This is a genomic window from Roseicyclus amphidinii (assembly GCF_030163755.1).
Classification (GTDB): Bacteria; Pseudomonadota; Alphaproteobacteria; order Rhodobacterales; family Rhodobacteraceae; genus Roseicyclus; species Roseicyclus amphidinii.
Genome location: NZ_JASJOE010000071.1, coordinates 1 through 14,949, shown reverse-complemented (window position 1 = coordinate 14,949; position 14,949 = coordinate 1). Strand labels below are relative to the sequence as shown.

Sequence of the window (14,949 nt, the reverse complement as noted above, 5' to 3'; positions counted from 1 at the left end):
CTTCGCCGACCCCGCGCGCGACGCGGCCCATGCCTTTCGCGCAGCACTCCAGGCGATGGCGCGGCCCGGTCGGATCGAGGTCGTCCGGGGTGCCGCCGCGCCCGCGCCCTGTTCGGTCGCCGCCGGCGCGCTTTTGCTGACGCTCTGCGACACGACCACGCCGCTCTACCTTGCGCCCTCGCATGACACGGACGCGTTGCGCGGTTGGATCACCTTTCACACCGGCGCGCCCTTCACCGGGCCGGAACACGCCATGTTCGCGCTGGGCACATGGGCGGCGTTGCAGCCGGTGACGCGCTTCGCGCCGGGCACGGCCGAGTATCCCGACCGCTCGGCCACGCTGATCGTCGAAGTCGAGGCCTTGGCGAACCGCGGCGCGACCCTGACCGGCCCCGGCATCGAGACGCAGGCGCAGCTGTCCCTGCCCGAGACCGAGGCCTTCGCCGCGAACCGGCGGCGCTTTCCGCTGGGCTTCGACAGCTATCTCACCTGCGGCGACCGGCTGGCCGGCCTGCCGCGCAGCACCCGTGTGGAGGGTTAGGCCATGTATGTCGCAGTGAAAGGCGGCGAACGCGCCATCGACAATGCCCATGCCTGGCTGGCCGAGGAACGGCGTGGCGACACCGACATCGCCGAGCTGTCCATCGCCCAGATCCGCGAGCAGCTGGCGCTGGCGGTCAACCGGGTCATGGCCGAGGGCTCGCTTTACGATCCCGATCTCGCGGCGCTGGCGATCAAGCAGGCGCGGGGCGACCTGATCGAGGCGGTCTTCCTGATCCGGGCCTATCGCACCACGCTGCCGCGCTTCGGCGCATCCCATCCCGTGGACACCGGCGCGATGGACTGCGACCGGCGCATCTCGGCCACGTTCAAGGATCTGCCGGGCGGCCAGATCCTCGGGCCGACCTTCGACTACACCCACCGGTTGCTCGATTTCGCGCTGGCCGCCGAGGGGCTGGAGGTGCCCGAGGCGCCGCAAGGCGTGCCCTCGGACGCGCCGGTGCCGCATGTGACGGACTTCCTCGCGCGCGAGGACCTGATCCAGGGGGAGCCCGACGGCCTCGCCACGCCGCGCGACCTGACGCGCGAGCCGCTGGATTTCCCCGCCGACCGGCCCTTGCGCCTGCAGGCGCTGACCCGCGGGGACGAGGGGTTCGTCCTGTCCATGGCCTATTCCACGCAGCGCGGCTATGGCCGCAACCACCCGTTCGTGGGCGAGCTGCGCATCGGCACGGTGCCCGTCGAGATGGATATCCCCGAGCTGGGCTTTTCCATCGAGCTGGGCGAGGTCGTGCTGACGGAATGCGAGACCGTCAACCAGTTCACCGGCTCGAAATCCGAGCCGCCGCAATTCACCCGTGGCTATGGCCTCGTCTTCGGCCAGACCGAGCGCAAGGCGATCTCCATGGCGCTGGTGGACCGCGCGCTGCGCTGGGAGGAGCTGGGCGAGGACAATGTCGGCGCCCCCGCGCAGGACGCGGAATTCGTGCTCTATCACTCGGACAACGTGCAGGCGACGGGGTTCCTCGAACACATCAAGCTGCCCCATTACGTCGATTTCCAGTCCGAGCTGGAACTGATCCGGCGGCTCAGGGCCGAGGCCCTCGCCGCCACACGGCAGGAGGCCGCGGAATGAGCGACTACAATTTCGCCTATCTCGACGAACAGACCAAGCGCATGATCCGCCGCGCGATCCTGAAGGGCGTGGCCGTGCCGGGCTACCAGGTGCCCTTCGCCAGCCGCGAGATGCCCATGCCCTACGGCTGGGGCACGGGCGGCGTGCAGGTGACGGCGGCGTGTCTCACGCCCGAGGACCGGCTGAAGGTCATCGACCAGGGGGCCGATGACACCACCAACGCCGTCTCGATCCGCAAGTTCTTCGAGAAGACGGCCGAGGTGGCCGTGACCGAGCGCACGGGCGAGGCGACCATCATCCAGACCCGCCACCGCATCCCCGAGGAGGCGCTGACCGAGGACCAGATCCTCGTCTACCAGGTGCCGATCCCGGAGCCCCTGCGCTTTCTCGAACCCTCCGAGGTGGAGACGCGCAAGATGCACGCGCTCGAGGATTACGGGCTGATGCATGTGAAGCTTTACGAGGACATCAGCCGCCATGGCGAGATCGCCACCGCCTATGCCTATCCGGTCAAGGTCGAGGGGCGCTACGTGATGGACCCGTCGCCGATCCCGAAATTCGACAATCCCAAGCTGGAGTCGGCGGCGTTGCAGCTGTTCGGCGCGGGGCGCGAGCAGCGCATCTATGCCGTGCCGCCCTTTACGCAGGTCGTGAGCCTCGATTTCGACGATCATCCCTTCGACCCCTCCAAGGCGCCGCATCCCTGCGCGCTCTGCGGGGCCGAGGACAGTTACCTCGACGAGGTCATCACCGATGACGCGGGCAGCCGGATGTTCGTCTGCTCGGACACCGATTTCTGCGCCTCGCGGCGCGAGGCGGCGGCATGAGCGGCGGCGAAAACCGCGCGGTTTTCGGGGCGGAAACCTGCAGGTTTCCGGGTGGGAAAACTGCAGTTTTCCCATGCGTTTTCCTGCAGGAAAACGGTGCCCTCACTCCGGCCGCGCGCGGGGTGGCCGATGTGGGAGTGCGTATTTTTGGAAAGATGAAGGGGATGGGCGCATGACACCGCTTCTCGACGTGCAGTCGCTGACGAAATCCTACGGTGGGCGTATCGGGTGCTCAGACGTGTCGTTCCGGCTCTATCCCGGCGAGGTGCTGGGGATCGTCGGCGAAAGCGGCTCGGGCAAGTCGACGCTTCTGAACTGCCTTGCGGGTCACCTGCCGCCCGACGCGGGCCGCGTGATCTTCGACACCCGCGCCGAAGGGCCGCGGGACGTGTTGCAGATGTCCGAGCCCGAGCGGCGCATGCTGGGGCGCACCGATTGGGCGTTCGTCCACCAGAACCCGCGCGACGGGCTGCGCATGCGGATCTCGGCGGGCGGCAACGTGGGCGAGCGGCTGATGGCCGTGGGCGCGCGCCATTACGGCGAGATCCGCGAGGCCGCGACCGATTGGCTGGGCCGGGTCGAGATCAGCGAGACCCGCATCGACGACCGCCCCAGCGCGTTCTCGGGCGGCATGCAGCAGCGGCTGCAGATCGCGCGGAACCTCGTCACCGGGCCGCGGCTGGTCTTCATGGACGAACCCACGGGCGGCCTCGACGTCAGCGTGCAGGCGCGGCTTCTGGACCTGATCCGCGGGCTGGTGCGGCGGATGGGGCTGTCGGCCATCGTCGTCACCCATGACCTTGCCGTGGTGCGCTTGCTGGCCGACCGGCTGATGGTGATGAAGGACGGCCATGTCATCGAGACGGGCCTGACCGACCAGGTGCTGGACGACCCGCAGGCACCCTATACGCAACTTCTCGTCAGCTCTGTCCTGCAGGTGTGATCCGATGATTCATGTAGAAGAACTTGCCAAGAATTTCACGCTGCACAACCAGGGCGGCGCGGTCATCCCGGTGATCGCGGGGGCGGGGTTCTCTGTCGCGCCGGGCGAATGCGTGGCGCTGACCGGGGAAAGCGGGGCGGGAAAATCCACCGTCATGCGCATCCTTTACGGCAACTACCTCGCGCAGGGCGGCAGCGTCCGCATCGGCGGCCTCGACATCACCCGCGCAGAGCCGCGCGAGATCCTGGCGCTGCGCCGCGAGACGCTGGGCTATGTCTCCCAGTTCCTGCGCGTCGTGCCCCGCGTGCCGACGCTGGAGGTGGTGGCCGAGCCGCTCCTGTCCCTTGGCCGCCCCGAGGCCGAGGCGCTGGCGCGCGCGCGCGACCTGCTGACCCGGCTGCGCATTCCTGAGACGCTCTGGGGGCTGTCGCCCACCACCTTCTCGGGCGGCGAGCAGCAGCGCGTGAACATCGCCCGCGGCTTCGCCCATGCCTATCCGGCGCTCTTGCTGGACGAACCCACCGCCAGTCTCGATGCCACCAACCGCGAGACCGTCCTGACCCTGATCGAGGAGGCCAAGGCGGGCGGGGCGGCCATCGTCGGCATCTTCCACGATCTCGAGGCCCGCGCCCGTGTCGCCGACCGCGAGATCGACGTCTCGGGGTTCACGCCGGGGCGCGCCGCATGACGCCACCCCTGGCAAGATCGGGGCGCTTCATTGCGGTCGTCGGCCCCTCGGGCGTCGGCAAGGACAGCGTGATGGAGGCGCTTTGCGCCAAACGCCCCGATCTTGTCCGAATCCGCCGCGTCATCACCCGGGCCGAGGCGGCGGGGGGTGAGGATTTCGAGGGGATCACGCCCGCACTTTTCGCCGCGCGCGCCGCAGGGGGCGATTTCGCGCTGCATTGGCAGGCGCATGGCCTGTTCTACGGCATCCCGCGCGAGGCGCAGAAGGTGCTGGCGCGCGGGCAGGATGCGCTGGCGAACCTGTCGCGGGGCATGCTGGGGCGCGCGGCGCGCGTCTTTCCCGAGCTGCATGTGTTGCACATCACGGCGCGGCCCGAGGTGCTGGCCGAGCGGCTTGCCGCGCGGGGGCGCGAAAGCCGGGCCGAGATCGCGCGCAGGCTGGCGCGGCCCGCTGTGGCTTTCCCCGAGGGGCTGCGGGTGACCGAGATCGACAATTCCGGCCCGCTCGACCGTGCCGTAACCGCCGCGCTGGCGGCGCTCTACCCCGAAAGGGTGTAGCGGTGGACGAGGTGGAACATCCCCTCGACGTCCTCGCCCATCAGGCAGAGGCTGTCGATGACGAAGGGCGCGGGCAGGACCGGGGCGAGATGGCCGGCGAGGATGTCGCGCGTCGCCTCGGCATCCGTGCGCGGAAGTTTGCCGGTGAGGGTGAGGTGAAAGCGGAACTCCTCCATCACGTAGGGATAGCCCCAGCGCGCCAGAAGCGCCTCTTGCCGGTCGCTCAGGCCCGCCTTGCGGCGGCGGGCCAGCTCGGCCTCGGAGGGGGGCGCGCGGAAGGGGTCGAGCGCCTCGACCGTGGCGGCGGCGAGATCCGACAGCGCCTCGGACGGTTCCGCCGGAACCACCGCGATGAAGCCGCCGAGGCGGCGGGTCTCGAGCGCGGGGATCGTCACCGGCGCGCGGGTCGCGCAGAAGGCGCGGGCGGCGGCGTCGAGGCCTGTGGCGTCCGTCCCCTCGGCCAGCCGGAAGGGCGGCTTGACCGTGCCGTGAAAGCCGTATTTGCGGGGGGTGGCGGTGATCTCCGCGACCGCGCCCGGCAGGCCCGGCAGATCGGGCTGCGCCACAGCCGCGCCCGCGACGCTGTCCCAGCCGAGCCAATCCGCGCCCGCGCGGTAGAACGCGCCCTCGGGCACCACGTAGAGACCGAACCGCTTGAACCCGTCCATCCTATCCTGTCCTTTCGAGATCCAGATGCCCCGTGACCATGCCCCGATGCCAGAGACCCTGACCCTTGCCAATGCCCGGCTGATCCTGCCGGGGCGCGAGATGACGGGGCGGATCACCCTGCAGGGCGGCGAGATCGTGGAAATTGCCGCGGGCGGGGCCGTGCCCGCGGGGGCCGTCGATTGCGGCGGCGATATCGTCGCGCCGGGGCTGGTGGAGCTGCACACCGACAACCTCGAGCGGCACATCCGCCCGCGCCCCTCGGCCCATTGGCCGCACAAGCCCGCCATCGTCGCCCATGACGCCGAGCTTGCCGCCTGCGGCATAACCACGGTCTTCGACGCGATCCGGGTGGGCTCGATCGAGGGCAAGGGCGGGATCGGCTGGTCGCGCTACGCACGCGATCTGGCGGATGAGTTGCTGGCGATGCGCGCCTCGGGGGCGCTGAAGATCAGCCATCACATCCACCTGCGCGCGGAAATCTGTTCGCATTCGCTGGTCGAGGAGCTGGCGCAGTTCGGCCCCGAGGACCGCATCGGCATCCTGAGCCTGATGGACCACACGCCGGGGCAACGCCAGTTCGCCGACATCGGGCAATACGCCACCTACATGAAGGGCAAGCACGGCCTGTCGGAAGAGGTGTTCCAGGAGCATGTCCGCACCCGGCAGGCGTTGGGCGAGGCGGTGCGCGACACCCATGAGGCCGCCGCCGTCGAGGCCGCGCAGCGGCTGGGCGCGGTGCTGGCGAGCCACGATGATACGGCTGTCGACCACGTCGTGCGGTCCGCCGCCCACGGCGTCGCGCTGGCCGAGTTCCCGACCACGGAGGAGGCCGCCCGCGCCTGCCGCCAGCACGGCATCGCCGTGATGATGGGCGCGCCGAACCTCGTGCGGGGCGGATCGCATTCGGGCAATGTCTCGGCCGAGGCGCTGGCGCGCGCGGGGCTGCTGGACATCGTCTCGTCCGATTACGTGCCCGCGGCGCTGCTCTATGCCGCCGTGTTGCTGGGCGATCTTTGGGGCGACATGGCGCGTGCCATGGCGACCGTGTCGAGCGGGCCCGCCCGTGCGGCGGGGCTGTCGGACCGGGGCCGGCTGGCCGAGGGGATGCGCGCCGACGTGATCCGCTTTCGCGTGGTCGAGGGCGTGCCGGTCCTGCGCGGCGTCTGGGCGGCGGGGGCGCGCGTCGCCTGAGGGGCGGGGGCACCCGGTTTGCAGACCGCGGTGCGGGGTGTGACCCGCGGGCATCCGTATTTGGAGGAAGATGAAGGGCAAGGGCGCGCTCAGTGGGCGAGGCCTTCGCGTTCCAGATACGCCATGGCCGCGGGGATATCGGCGGCATCGCGCAGCTCCAGCACGAGATGCGGGCGCTGGGGCAGGGCGGCGATGGCGCGGAAGACGGCGTGCCAGTTCACCGTGCCGCGCCCCGGCGGCCAGTGGCGGTCGGCGAAGCCGTCGGCATCCTGCAGGTGGACATGGGCGAGAAGCGGCCCTGCGTCGGTGACGAAGTAGTCGACCGGCGGCGCGCCGGTGGCGTGGTGGGCGTAATGCGCGTGGCCGGTGTCGATCGACAGGCGCACGGCGTCGGAGGCGAAGCTTTGCGCGAGGTCGCGGCGGTAGCCCGGCGCGATATCCTCGATGTTCTCGATCACCAGCGTGACGCCATGGGCTTCGGCCAGCGCCACGGCATCGCGCAGGAGCGCGTGGACGCGGGCGGTCTTGGCCTCCTGTGCGGAGGGGGTGTTGCCGCGGCGGGGGTGGTCGCCGAAGTTGAACCAGTCCCAAGTCGTGAAGGGAGAGTGGATGACCATCTGCGTCGCGCCAAGGCTGGCGGCGGCCTCGACCGCGGTGACGTAGCGGCGGGCGACGATGGGGGCGATTTCCGGGTCGGCGGTGTCGAGGGCGAGGTCGTAGAAGGGCCCGTGGATGCCCAGCCGTCCCTCGAACCCGTCGAGGAGGCGCTTCGCCTCGGCCACCACGGCGCGCCAGTCGCCGAGCAGCACATCGGGGCGCAGGAAATCCTGCACCTCGAGGTCGCGTTGGCCTTCGATCAACCAGTCGCGGTGGGCGGGGAGGTCGGCGACCATCAGGGCCGCGCCGATCTTGAGGGGGAGCATCAGAACACCTGCCTTCCGTTGCGCCAGACCGCCTGAACCACCGGCTGCCCGTCCACCAGGCGCACGGCGGCGAGGTCGGCGCGCAATCCTTCGGCGATCTGCCCGCGGTCGCCAAGCGCCGTCATCCGTGCGGGGTTGCCGCTGACCAGGGCCAGCGCGGCGGGCAGGTCATGGGGCAGGGCGGGGTCGGTGGCGAGTTTGAAGGCCGCATCGAGCGGCGAGCGCGGTACGTAGTCGGAGGCCAGCGCATCGACAAGGCCATGGGCCAGCAGCTCGGCCACCGCGACATTGCCCGATTGCGAGCCGCCGCGCAGGTAGTTGGGCGCGCCCGCCACGATGGCGAGACCCAGCTCGCGCGCGCGGTGCGCGGCCTCGAGCGTGGTCGGAAATTCCGAGATCGCCACGCCCTCGGCGGCGGCCTGATCGGCGTGTTCGACGGTGCGGTCGTCATGGCTCATCAGCGGCAGGGTGGCGGCATGGGCCGCGCGGATGACATGGGCGCGCACCTCGGCCCCGCGGGCGCGGGAGCGTTCGAAGAGGTCGTCCATCATGGCGCGGCCGGTTTCCTCGTCCACCTCCATCTCGTGAATCATGTGGGTAAACCACTTGTCCACGTCCGGGCTTTGCCGGTCGCCCGGCGTATGGTCCATGACCGAGACCAGCCGCGTCAGCGGATGTGTGGCGGTGGCCTCGACCAGCGCCATGGTGGCGGGGTCCGAGATCTCGCAGCGCAGGTGCAGCAGATGCTCGGCGCGGAAGGCACCCGCGGCCTGCCCCTCGGCGAGGGCCGCGACCAGCGGCTCGAGGATCTCGCGCCGCTCGGGGCGCTTCATCGAGGCGCCGACCGAGAGGCTGTCGAAGACGGTGGTGGTGCCGCCCGAGATCACCACCGCGTCATGGGCCATCAGCGCGGGCAGGAAGGGCCAGAGCACCGAGACGCGCGGGTGCGTGTGGCGTTCCACGTGGTCGGTGTGCAGGTCGACGATACCGGGGATCAGGTAGGCCCCGCGCAGGTCCAGACCGTCGGTCGCCGCGCCGATGCCGGCGATGCGCCCCTCCTCGATCCGAAGCGCGCCCTCGGTAACGCCCGCGGGCGTGACGATGCGGGCGTGGCTGAGGGTGAGGGCGGCGGGGGGCTGGGCGTCGAACATCGGGCTCTCCTGATCTGGACCTCCCTAGGATGGGGCGAATGTAACGGCATCATTTCGGGGTCATGACCGTTTCATGATGCGCGGGAAGGGGCCGCGGCCCCGAACGTGCGACGCTGGCCCGCGAATCGCGGCGGAGGGGCACAGCAGGGCGGCGCGCCCGGCGGGTTCCTTGGCCTTATCCCTGTTTTTCCCCGACAAATTCACCTTTTGTCGAAGGTGGCAGGGCCGTGAAGAGTGCCCCTGTCCGGGGCGAATCAGAGAATCGCGGTGGGATCGCAAGGCCTTGGCCGGGCGTCACGAGATCTTCACGTCTCATTTACAAACCGATCACAGAACGCCCCTAGCCCTCGGCGCCAACGGGTTCCGGTGCTGCGCTGCGGCGTGGGCGGGGCTCGGGATGATCGAACCAAGCAAAGGGACGCACCCCATGTTCAAGACCAGCCTGACCGCGCTCGTGATGGGCGCCACCGCATTGACCTCAACCGCCGCGCTTGCGCAGGACTGGCGCGACGAGGTTCCGGTGTTCCGCATCGGCCTGCTCGGCGGCGAGAACGAAGCCGACCGCCTGCGCGACCACGCCTGCCAGAAGGCCTATCTCGAAGAGCGCCTGGGCGTTCCGGTCGAGCTGTTCCCGGCATCCGACTATGCCGGCGTGATGCAGGGCCTGCTGGCCGGCCAGCTGGAATTCGCCGGCCTCGGTTCCGCGGGTTACGCGGGCATCTACCTGCAGGAAGAGGACGCGGTCGAGCCGCTCTACACCACGATGCAGATCGACGGCTCGCTGGGCTACTACGCGGTGATGTACACCCGTGCCGACAGCGGCATCACGACCCTGGAAGAGATGGAAGGCCACAGCCTCGCCTGGGCCGACCCGAACTCGACCTCGGGCTATCTCGTGCCGCTGGCAGAGCTGCGCCAGATGGGTATCGAGCCCGAGGCCTACTTCTCCGAAACCGGCTTTGGCGGTGGCCATGAACAGGCCGTGATCGCCGTGCTGAACGAGCAGTATGACGCGGGCGTCACCTGGACCTCGGGCGTCGGCGACATCAACCAGGGCTTCAGCCGCGGCAACCTGCGCTCGATGGTCGACAATGGCCTGCTCGACATGAACGACATCCAGATCATCTGGCAGTCGAACCTCATCACCAACGGCCCCCGCGTGATCCGCTCGGACCTCCCGCAGGAGCTGAAGGACCAGGTGATGGGCGCTATGATGCAGCTGCAGAACCACGACCGCGACTGCTTCGACGCGATCAACGACGGCGAGTCGATGGGCTACTGGCCGATCAGCCACTCGTTCTACGAGCCGATCATCAACATGCGCCGCCAACTCGCCGGCGAGCGCTGAACCCCTGACCTTCGGAGCGGGGCCGACCACCGGTCGGCCCCGTTTCGATCGTGTTGCGGCGGGTTCGCTTGGGGGAGAGCGGCCGACCGGAACACCCTGTCCATCACCCGAACCGAGGGCGCCACCCATGCTGAAACTCGACAAGCTGACCCGTCGCTTCGGCGACAACCTCGCCGTCAACAATGCCAACCTCGAGATCCCCGACGGCCAGATGGTCGGCATCATCGGCCGGTCCGGCGCGGGCAAGTCGACGCTGTTGCGCCTTCTGAACCGCTTGATCGACCCCTCCGAGGGTCAGATCCTGTTCGGCGACGCGGATATCGCGCAGCTCAAGGGCAAGGAGTTGCGCGCCTGGCGGTCCGATTGCGCGATGATCTTCCAGCAGTTCAACCTGGTGGGACGCCTCGATGTGATCACCAACGTGTTGACCGGGCGGCTTTACGAGCTGCCGCAGTGGCGCTCGATGGCGCAGATCTTCACGCCCCGCGAGCGCGCCTTCGCGATCCAGGCGCTTGACCGGCTGGGCATGGCCCACACGGCGCTGCAGCGCGCCGAGACGCTGTCGGGCGGACAGCAGCAGCGCGTCGCCATCGCCCGCGCGCTGGCCCAAGAGCCCAAGATCCTGCTTGCCGATGAACCCATCGCCAGCCTCGACCCGATGAACGCCAAGATCGTCATGGACGCGCTGCGCGACATCAACAAGCAGGACGGCATCACCGTGATCTGCAACCTGCACACGCTCGACACCGCGCGGCAGTATTGCGACCGCATCATCGGCATGCAGGACGGGCGCATCGTCTTCGACGGCACGCCGGACCTGCTGACCACGCAGATGGCGCGCGAGATCTACGGCGCCGAGGCCGACGAGGCCTTCAACGAGGCCGCGACCTCGACCGCGATCCCGACGGGCCCCGCCCGCGCCCGCGAACTGGCCTGACGGAGCGGCAGACATGACCGACATTCCCATGATGGGCGGCTCCGCGGGGGCGTCCGGCGACGCGCCGCGCGATGCCGTCTCCACCTTCGAGCGGCACAGGGCCGAGCTGCGCGCGTCAAAGCGCGTCTGGAACATCGTGGCGCTGGGCGCCTTCACGATCTGCCTCGGGCTTTCGATCTGGATCAGCCAGTTCTACCCCGACCGGCTGGCCAACGGCATCCCGCGGATCTTCGAATATTTCGGCACGATCCTTCCCGATCTGCAGTGGGACGTGCTGTTCGAGGGCCGCACCGAGGAGGGGCGCGCCGTGCCCGGCTCTCTCACCTTCTGGTACACCGATTTCTGGGACTACGTGGAACTGCTGTGGGAAACCATTCTCATGGCGATCACCGCGACGCTGATCGGGGCCGCGGTGGCCTTTGTCCTCAGCTTCCCGGCGGCGGCGAACCTTGCGCCGAACAGCTGGCTCTACTGGCTCTCGCGCCGCTTCCTCGAGGTCTGCCGCGGCATCCCGGAGATCCTGCTGGCGCTGGTCTTCGTCTTCATGATCGGGATCGGCCCGCTGGCGGGCATCATCGCCATCGCCATCCACACCGCGGGTGCGCTCGGCAAGCTCTTTGCCGAGGTGAACGAGAACGCCTCCTCCCGCCCGGTCGAGGGGATCACCGCGGTCGGCGGCACCTGGGCTGAGAAGATGATCTTCGGCGTCGTCCCGCAGGTCGCGCCCAACTTCTTCAGCTACGCTATGCTGCGCTTCGAGATCAACGTGCGCGCCTCCTCGATCATCGGCTTCGTGGGCGCGGGCGGCATCGGGCAGGAGTTGAACCGCGTCATCTCGTTCTATTCCGATGACCGGGTGCTTGCCGTGCTGATCCTCGTCGTCCTCATGGTCACCATCATCGACCTGATCTCCGAGCGGATCCGCTTGGGCTATATCGGGCGGGAGAATTTCTGATGAGCATCGCCTCCATCTCGGCCGTCACCGACGAACAGGTCGCGGCCCTGCGCCAGAGCCATGGCAGCGTCTTTCCCGGTGCGGCCGGCCTTTTGCGCCGTTGGTGGCCGCTGCTGGCCGCCGTGGTCTACCTTGCCTGGTCGATGTGGTATTTCGACTTCGGTCGGCTGCTCGACAGCTCCGAGCGGGTCCTCGCGCTGCTCAGGAATTTCGTAATCTGGCAGGACATGGGCGACTGGGCCTATCGCCAGATCTACGTGGGCATCGCCCAGACGCTCGCCATGGCCTTCCTCGGTACGCTTCTGGGCACGCTGGGCTCGCTGGTCCTGGGCTTTCTCGCGGCCAAGAACGTGATGCCGCTGGCCATCGTGCGGCAGGCGGTGCGCCGCGTGCTCGACATCCTGCGCGGCATCGACCAGCTGGTCTGGGGCCTTGTCTTCGTGCGGGCCGTGGGGTTGGGGCCGCTGGCCGGTGTGCTTGCGATCTTCGTCTCGGACCTGGGCACGCTGTCCAAGCTCTATTCCGAGGCGATCGAGAACATCGACCGCAAGCAGGTCGAAGGCGTGCGCGCCACCGGTGCGGGGCCGCTCGGCATCATCCGCTACGGCTATATCCCGCAGGTGCTGCCGGTCTTCATCTCGCAGTCGCTCTACTTCCTCGAGAGCAACACGCGCTCGGCCACGATCCTCGGCATCGTGGGCGCGGGCGGCATCGGGATGATCATCATCGAACGGTTCCGCGCGCAGCTGTATGACCAGGTGGCCTTTGTCGTGCTGAACGTGCTGGTGCTGATCTTCGCCATCGACTGGCTGTCGAAGCGCGTGCGCCTGTGGTCCATCGGCGAGAAGCACGACGCATGAGCAAGCGACTGAGCGAGGCGCCGACCCTGCACCCCGAGGCAGAGGTCGGCGCGGATGTCACCCTCGGCCGCTGGACCGAGGTCGGGCGGATGACGAAACTGAGCCAATGCGAGTTGGGGGATTACTCCTACATCTGCGAGTTCGGCCATGTCGTCTGGACCACCATCGGCAAGTGGACGAACATCGCCAACATGGTGCGGCTCAACCCGGGCAACCACCCGACCTGGCGCGCCTGCCAGCATCACGCGCTCTACCGCGCGGGGATGTATGGCTTCGGCGAGGACGAGGCCGCGTTTTTCGACTGGCGGCGCGAACATTGGGTCACCATTGGGCATGACGTCTGGATCGGCCATGGCGTGACGGTGACCGCGGGGGTCACCATCGGCACGGGCGCGGTGGTCGGCGCAGGCGCGGTGGTGACGAAGGATGTCGCGCCCTACACCATCGTGGCGGGCGTGCCCGCCCGGCCGATCCGGCGGCGCTTCACCGAAGCGCAGGAAGAGGCGCTGATGGAGATCGCCTGGTGGGACTGGGACCACGCGCGCTTCGGTGCCGCGGTGCCGGATTTCCGCGCGCTCGAGATCGACGCCTTCATCGAGAAATACCGGCCGTAGCGCGCGGCAAACCCTTGCAAGGGTTTGCCCCAGCCTCTTGCAAGAGGCTGATTGCGCCTTTTGCAAAAGGCGCAGCCAGATCCTTGCAAGGATCTGGCCCCCCTCAGCCGAAGATCGCCTCGATCTTCGCCAGCGTCGCCGTGGACACCTCCACCCCCTCGGCCACGGCGCGGGCGCGGTTCGCGCGCCGCCCGTCACCCGGCAGGCGCGCGCCTGCCTGCGCGCGGATCGCGGCTGTCAGCGCGCCCATGCGCTCGGCGAACAGCCCATGCGCCCCCGCGTCGGGGTCGATGGCGAGGAAACACTGCCCGGTCCGCGGCGGCCCGCCCGCCGTGCCGGAAAACGGCGCGGCATCCTTGCCGAGAAGCGCGCCCGACAGGGCCGCGGCCATCGTCTCGACCAGGAGCGCCACGCCCACCCCCTTGTAGCCGCCCGAGGGCGCCATCGAGCCCTTCAGCCCGACCTCCGGGTCGGTCGTGGGCTGGCCGTCCGCGTCCAGCGCCCAGCCCTCGGGGATCGGCCGCCCCTCGCGGGCGTGTTTCATCACTTCGGATTTGGCGATGGTCGAGGCCGACTGGTCGATCAGGAGGCCATCCTCGCCCGGTGTCGCCAAGGAGAACGGGTTGGTGCCGACCACGGGCCGCGCGCCGCCCGAGGGCGCGATGGAGGCGGGCGCATTGGTGAAGCCCAGCCCCACCAGCCCCGCCTCGGCCAGCCGGGCGGTGTGGATGCCCAGAACCCCGCAATTGTAGCTTTCCCGCACGAAAAGCCCTGCCACCCCCTGTTCGCGGGCCAGCGGGATCAGCTGCGCGAACCCTGCGTCGATGGCGGCATGGGCAAAGCCCGTTCCCGCATCGGCCAGCAGCACGCCGGGCCGCGTGTGCGTCACCGTCGGGCTGGCCTGCCCGTCGACCTTGCCGCAGCGCAGATGCTCGGCATAGGTCGGGATGTAGGCAAGCCCGTGGCTCGCCACCCCGTCCGCCTCGGTTGCGGCTGTCGCCACGGCCAGCGGGCGGGCGTTGGCCTCGGTCGCGCCTGCGGTCAGCAGGGCGCGGAGCGCGAGATCCTCGATCTCGCTCAGGGTCATGCGGCGGGTGTCGGTCATCTGTCCTCCTCAATCGGTGTCGCCTGCGCCCGCCCCCGCGCCGGTCAGGCGCGAGGCTTCGGTCGCGGGGGCGTAGGTGCGCTGTGCCAGCGCCTGCAGGGCCTGCCAGGCGGAGGGCGCGGCGCAGGCGCGTGTCCAGGGCAGGGCGGCGGGCAGGGCGGTGCCGCCGGGGTGCAGGAACAGGTCGGCCTCGGCCACCTCGGCCAGCTTCAGGATGCCGCTGGCGCGCGGCAGGCCCTCGGGGCCGATCCCCACGATCCCGCCGCGCCAGGACAGGGTCACCGGCGCGTCGCGCAGCCGCGCGGCATCGGCGGCGAAGGGCAGGACCAGCCCCGGCACCAGCACGCGCGACAGCGCCATGCCGCCCTCGGGCAGGGCGCGCGCGAGATCGCAGAGCACGGCCCCCGTGCGGATCGGGCAAAGCGGACCCGCGGCCGCGGTCCAGATGCCGTCGAGATGGGCCGGCGCAAGGGGCTGGTGAGGGCGCTGCGCGACCTCCGCCAGGAGCCGCGCCAACAGGTCTGCGCCATCCAGCCCGATGCCGG

Annotated in this window: 17 protein-coding genes; 12 read left to right on the top strand and 5 right to left on the bottom strand. The window is 69.5% G+C overall.

Translation table 11 applies throughout. The features are described from left to right. The 6 genes from phnH to phnN form a co-directional block, all read left to right on the top strand. On the top strand, positions 1-541 hold a 541-nt coding region (gene phnH, locus QQK83_RS16745), incomplete at its 5' end, for a phosphonate C-P lyase system protein PhnH (RefSeq protein ID WP_284266179.1). Positions 542-544: 3 nt separating this feature from the next. Then, on the top strand, positions 545-1,636 hold the full coding sequence (locus QQK83_RS16740; protein ID WP_284266177.1) for a carbon-phosphorus lyase complex subunit: 1,092 nt from the start codon (positions 545-547) through the stop codon (positions 1,634-1,636). Continuing rightward, entirely contained in the window at positions 1,633-2,463 is an 831-nt protein-coding gene (locus QQK83_RS16735) for an alpha-D-ribose 1-methylphosphonate 5-phosphate C-P-lyase PhnJ (protein ID WP_284266175.1), read from the top strand. Before QQK83_RS16740 ends, QQK83_RS16735 begins: the two co-directional genes overlap by 4 nt. Before the next feature lie 172 nt (positions 2,464-2,635). Then, positions 2,636-3,406: a phosphonate C-P lyase system protein PhnK gene (gene phnK, locus QQK83_RS16730; protein ID WP_284266173.1), complete on the top strand. Its 771-nt coding sequence runs from the start codon at positions 2,636-2,638 to the stop codon at positions 3,404-3,406. Positions 3,407-3,410: 4 nt separating this feature from the next. Beyond that, the gene (phnL, locus tag QQK83_RS16725; RefSeq protein WP_284266171.1) at positions 3,411-4,094 is read left to right on the top strand and encodes a phosphonate C-P lyase system protein PhnL; all 684 of its coding nucleotides are present in this window, start codon (positions 3,411-3,413) and stop codon (positions 4,092-4,094) included. Next, positions 4,091-4,651: a phosphonate metabolism protein/1,5-bisphosphokinase (PRPP-forming) PhnN gene (gene phnN / locus QQK83_RS16720; RefSeq protein ID WP_284266169.1), complete on the top strand. Its 561-nt coding sequence runs from the start codon at positions 4,091-4,093 to the stop codon at positions 4,649-4,651. The genes phnL and phnN overlap by 4 nt, the downstream gene beginning before the upstream one ends. Here the strand turns inward: phnN and QQK83_RS16715 are convergent. Beyond that, the gene (locus QQK83_RS16715; RefSeq protein WP_284266167.1) at positions 4,633-5,319 is read right to left on the bottom strand and encodes a DUF1045 domain-containing protein; all 687 of its coding nucleotides are present in this window, start codon (positions 5,317-5,319) and stop codon (positions 4,633-4,635) included. The two genes, phnN and QQK83_RS16715, sit on opposite strands and share 19 nt — an antisense overlap. A gap of 46 nt (positions 5,320-5,365) precedes the next feature. Here QQK83_RS16715 and QQK83_RS16710 point away from each other — a divergent pair, with 46 nt between their 5' ends. After that, a complete protein-coding gene (locus QQK83_RS16710; protein WP_284266165.1) occupies positions 5,366-6,511 on the top strand; it encodes an alpha-D-ribose 1-methylphosphonate 5-triphosphate diphosphatase in 1,146 nt (381 codons plus the stop codon). 89 nt (positions 6,512-6,600) lie between these two features. Here the strand turns inward: QQK83_RS16710 and QQK83_RS16705 are convergent, their stop codons facing one another. Both QQK83_RS16705 and QQK83_RS16700 read right to left on the bottom strand, forming a co-directional pair. Then, positions 6,601-7,434, bottom strand: coding sequence for a sugar phosphate isomerase/epimerase family protein (locus QQK83_RS16705; RefSeq protein ID WP_284266163.1), 834 nt, complete (start codon positions 7,432-7,434; stop codon positions 6,601-6,603). Further along, positions 7,434-8,585 (bottom strand): alpha-D-ribose 1-methylphosphonate 5-triphosphate diphosphatase, encoded by a 1,152-nt coding sequence (locus tag QQK83_RS16700; RefSeq protein ID WP_284266161.1) that lies wholly within the window; start codon positions 8,583-8,585, stop codon positions 7,434-7,436. The genes QQK83_RS16705 and QQK83_RS16700 overlap by 1 nt, the downstream gene beginning before the upstream one ends. Before the next feature lie 427 nt (positions 8,586-9,012). Here QQK83_RS16700 and phnD point away from each other — a divergent pair, with 427 nt between their 5' ends. The 5 genes from phnD to QQK83_RS16675 all read left to right on the top strand — a co-directional run bounded on the left by phnD (position 9,013) and on the right by QQK83_RS16675 (position 13,299). Then, entirely contained in the window at positions 9,013-9,933 is a 921-nt protein-coding gene (gene phnD, locus QQK83_RS16695; RefSeq protein ID WP_284266159.1) for a phosphonate ABC transporter substrate-binding protein, read from the top strand. A 127-nt stretch (positions 9,934-10,060) separates the two neighbouring features. After that, complete coding sequence (gene phnC, locus QQK83_RS16690) at positions 10,061-10,870, top strand: phosphonate ABC transporter ATP-binding protein (protein ID WP_284266157.1); 810 nt, start codon at positions 10,061-10,063, stop codon at positions 10,868-10,870. Positions 10,871-10,883: 13 nt separating this feature from the next. Then, on the top strand, positions 10,884-11,825 hold the full coding sequence (phnE, locus tag QQK83_RS16685; RefSeq protein ID WP_284266156.1) for a phosphonate ABC transporter, permease protein PhnE: 942 nt from the start codon (positions 10,884-10,886) through the stop codon (positions 11,823-11,825). Further along, the gene (gene phnE, locus QQK83_RS16680; RefSeq protein ID WP_284266155.1) at positions 11,825-12,685 is read left to right on the top strand and encodes a phosphonate ABC transporter, permease protein PhnE; all 861 of its coding nucleotides are present in this window, start codon (positions 11,825-11,827) and stop codon (positions 12,683-12,685) included. The genes phnE (QQK83_RS16685) and phnE (QQK83_RS16680) overlap by 1 nt, the downstream gene beginning before the upstream one ends. After that, positions 12,682-13,299: a DapH/DapD/GlmU-related protein gene (locus QQK83_RS16675; RefSeq protein ID WP_284266154.1), complete on the top strand. Its 618-nt coding sequence runs from the start codon at positions 12,682-12,684 to the stop codon at positions 13,297-13,299. The genes phnE (QQK83_RS16680) and QQK83_RS16675 overlap by 4 nt, the downstream gene beginning before the upstream one ends. 103 nt (positions 13,300-13,402) lie before the next feature. On the opposite strand, the gene QQK83_RS16670 is transcribed toward QQK83_RS16675, so the two are convergent. Then, positions 13,403-14,404: an Ldh family oxidoreductase gene (locus QQK83_RS16670; protein WP_284266153.1), complete on the bottom strand. Its 1,002-nt coding sequence runs from the start codon at positions 14,402-14,404 to the stop codon at positions 13,403-13,405. 9 nt (positions 14,405-14,413) lie between these two features. Then, positions 14,414-14,949, bottom strand: a 536-nt coding sequence (locus tag QQK83_RS16665) for a DUF3726 domain-containing protein (RefSeq protein WP_284266152.1), incomplete at its 5' end; no start/stop codon positions are given.

Coding starts and splice junctions, on each gene's coding strand:
- QQK83_RS16740 (WP_284266177.1), top strand. CDS start 545: ATGTATGTCGCAGTGAAAGGCGGCGAACGCGCCATCGACAATGCCCAT.
- QQK83_RS16735 (WP_284266175.1), top strand. CDS start 1,633: ATGAGCGACTACAATTTCGCCTATCTCGACGAACAGACCAAGCGCATG.
- phnK (WP_284266173.1), top strand. CDS start 2,636: ATGACACCGCTTCTCGACGTGCAGTCGCTGACGAAATCCTACGGTGGG.
- phnL (WP_284266171.1), top strand. CDS start 3,411: ATGATTCATGTAGAAGAACTTGCCAAGAATTTCACGCTGCACAACCAG.
- phnN (WP_284266169.1), top strand. CDS start 4,091: ATGACGCCACCCCTGGCAAGATCGGGGCGCTTCATTGCGGTCGTCGGC.
- QQK83_RS16715 (WP_284266167.1), bottom strand. CDS start 5,319: ATGGACGGGTTCAAGCGGTTCGGTCTCTACGTGGTGCCCGAGGGCGCG.
- QQK83_RS16710 (WP_284266165.1), top strand. CDS start 5,366: ATGCCAGAGACCCTGACCCTTGCCAATGCCCGGCTGATCCTGCCGGGG.
- QQK83_RS16705 (WP_284266163.1), bottom strand. CDS start 7,434: ATGCTCCCCCTCAAGATCGGCGCGGCCCTGATGGTCGCCGACCTCCCC.
- QQK83_RS16700 (WP_284266161.1), bottom strand. CDS start 8,585: ATGTTCGACGCCCAGCCCCCCGCCGCCCTCACCCTCAGCCACGCCCGC.
- phnD (WP_284266159.1), top strand. CDS start 9,013: ATGTTCAAGACCAGCCTGACCGCGCTCGTGATGGGCGCCACCGCATTG.
- phnC (WP_284266157.1), top strand. CDS start 10,061: ATGCTGAAACTCGACAAGCTGACCCGTCGCTTCGGCGACAACCTCGCC.
- phnE (WP_284266156.1), top strand. CDS start 10,884: ATGACCGACATTCCCATGATGGGCGGCTCCGCGGGGGCGTCCGGCGAC.
- phnE (WP_284266155.1), top strand. CDS start 11,825: ATGAGCATCGCCTCCATCTCGGCCGTCACCGACGAACAGGTCGCGGCC.
- QQK83_RS16675 (WP_284266154.1), top strand. CDS start 12,682: ATGAGCAAGCGACTGAGCGAGGCGCCGACCCTGCACCCCGAGGCAGAG.
- QQK83_RS16670 (WP_284266153.1), bottom strand. CDS start 14,404: ATGACCGACACCCGCCGCATGACCCTGAGCGAGATCGAGGATCTCGCG.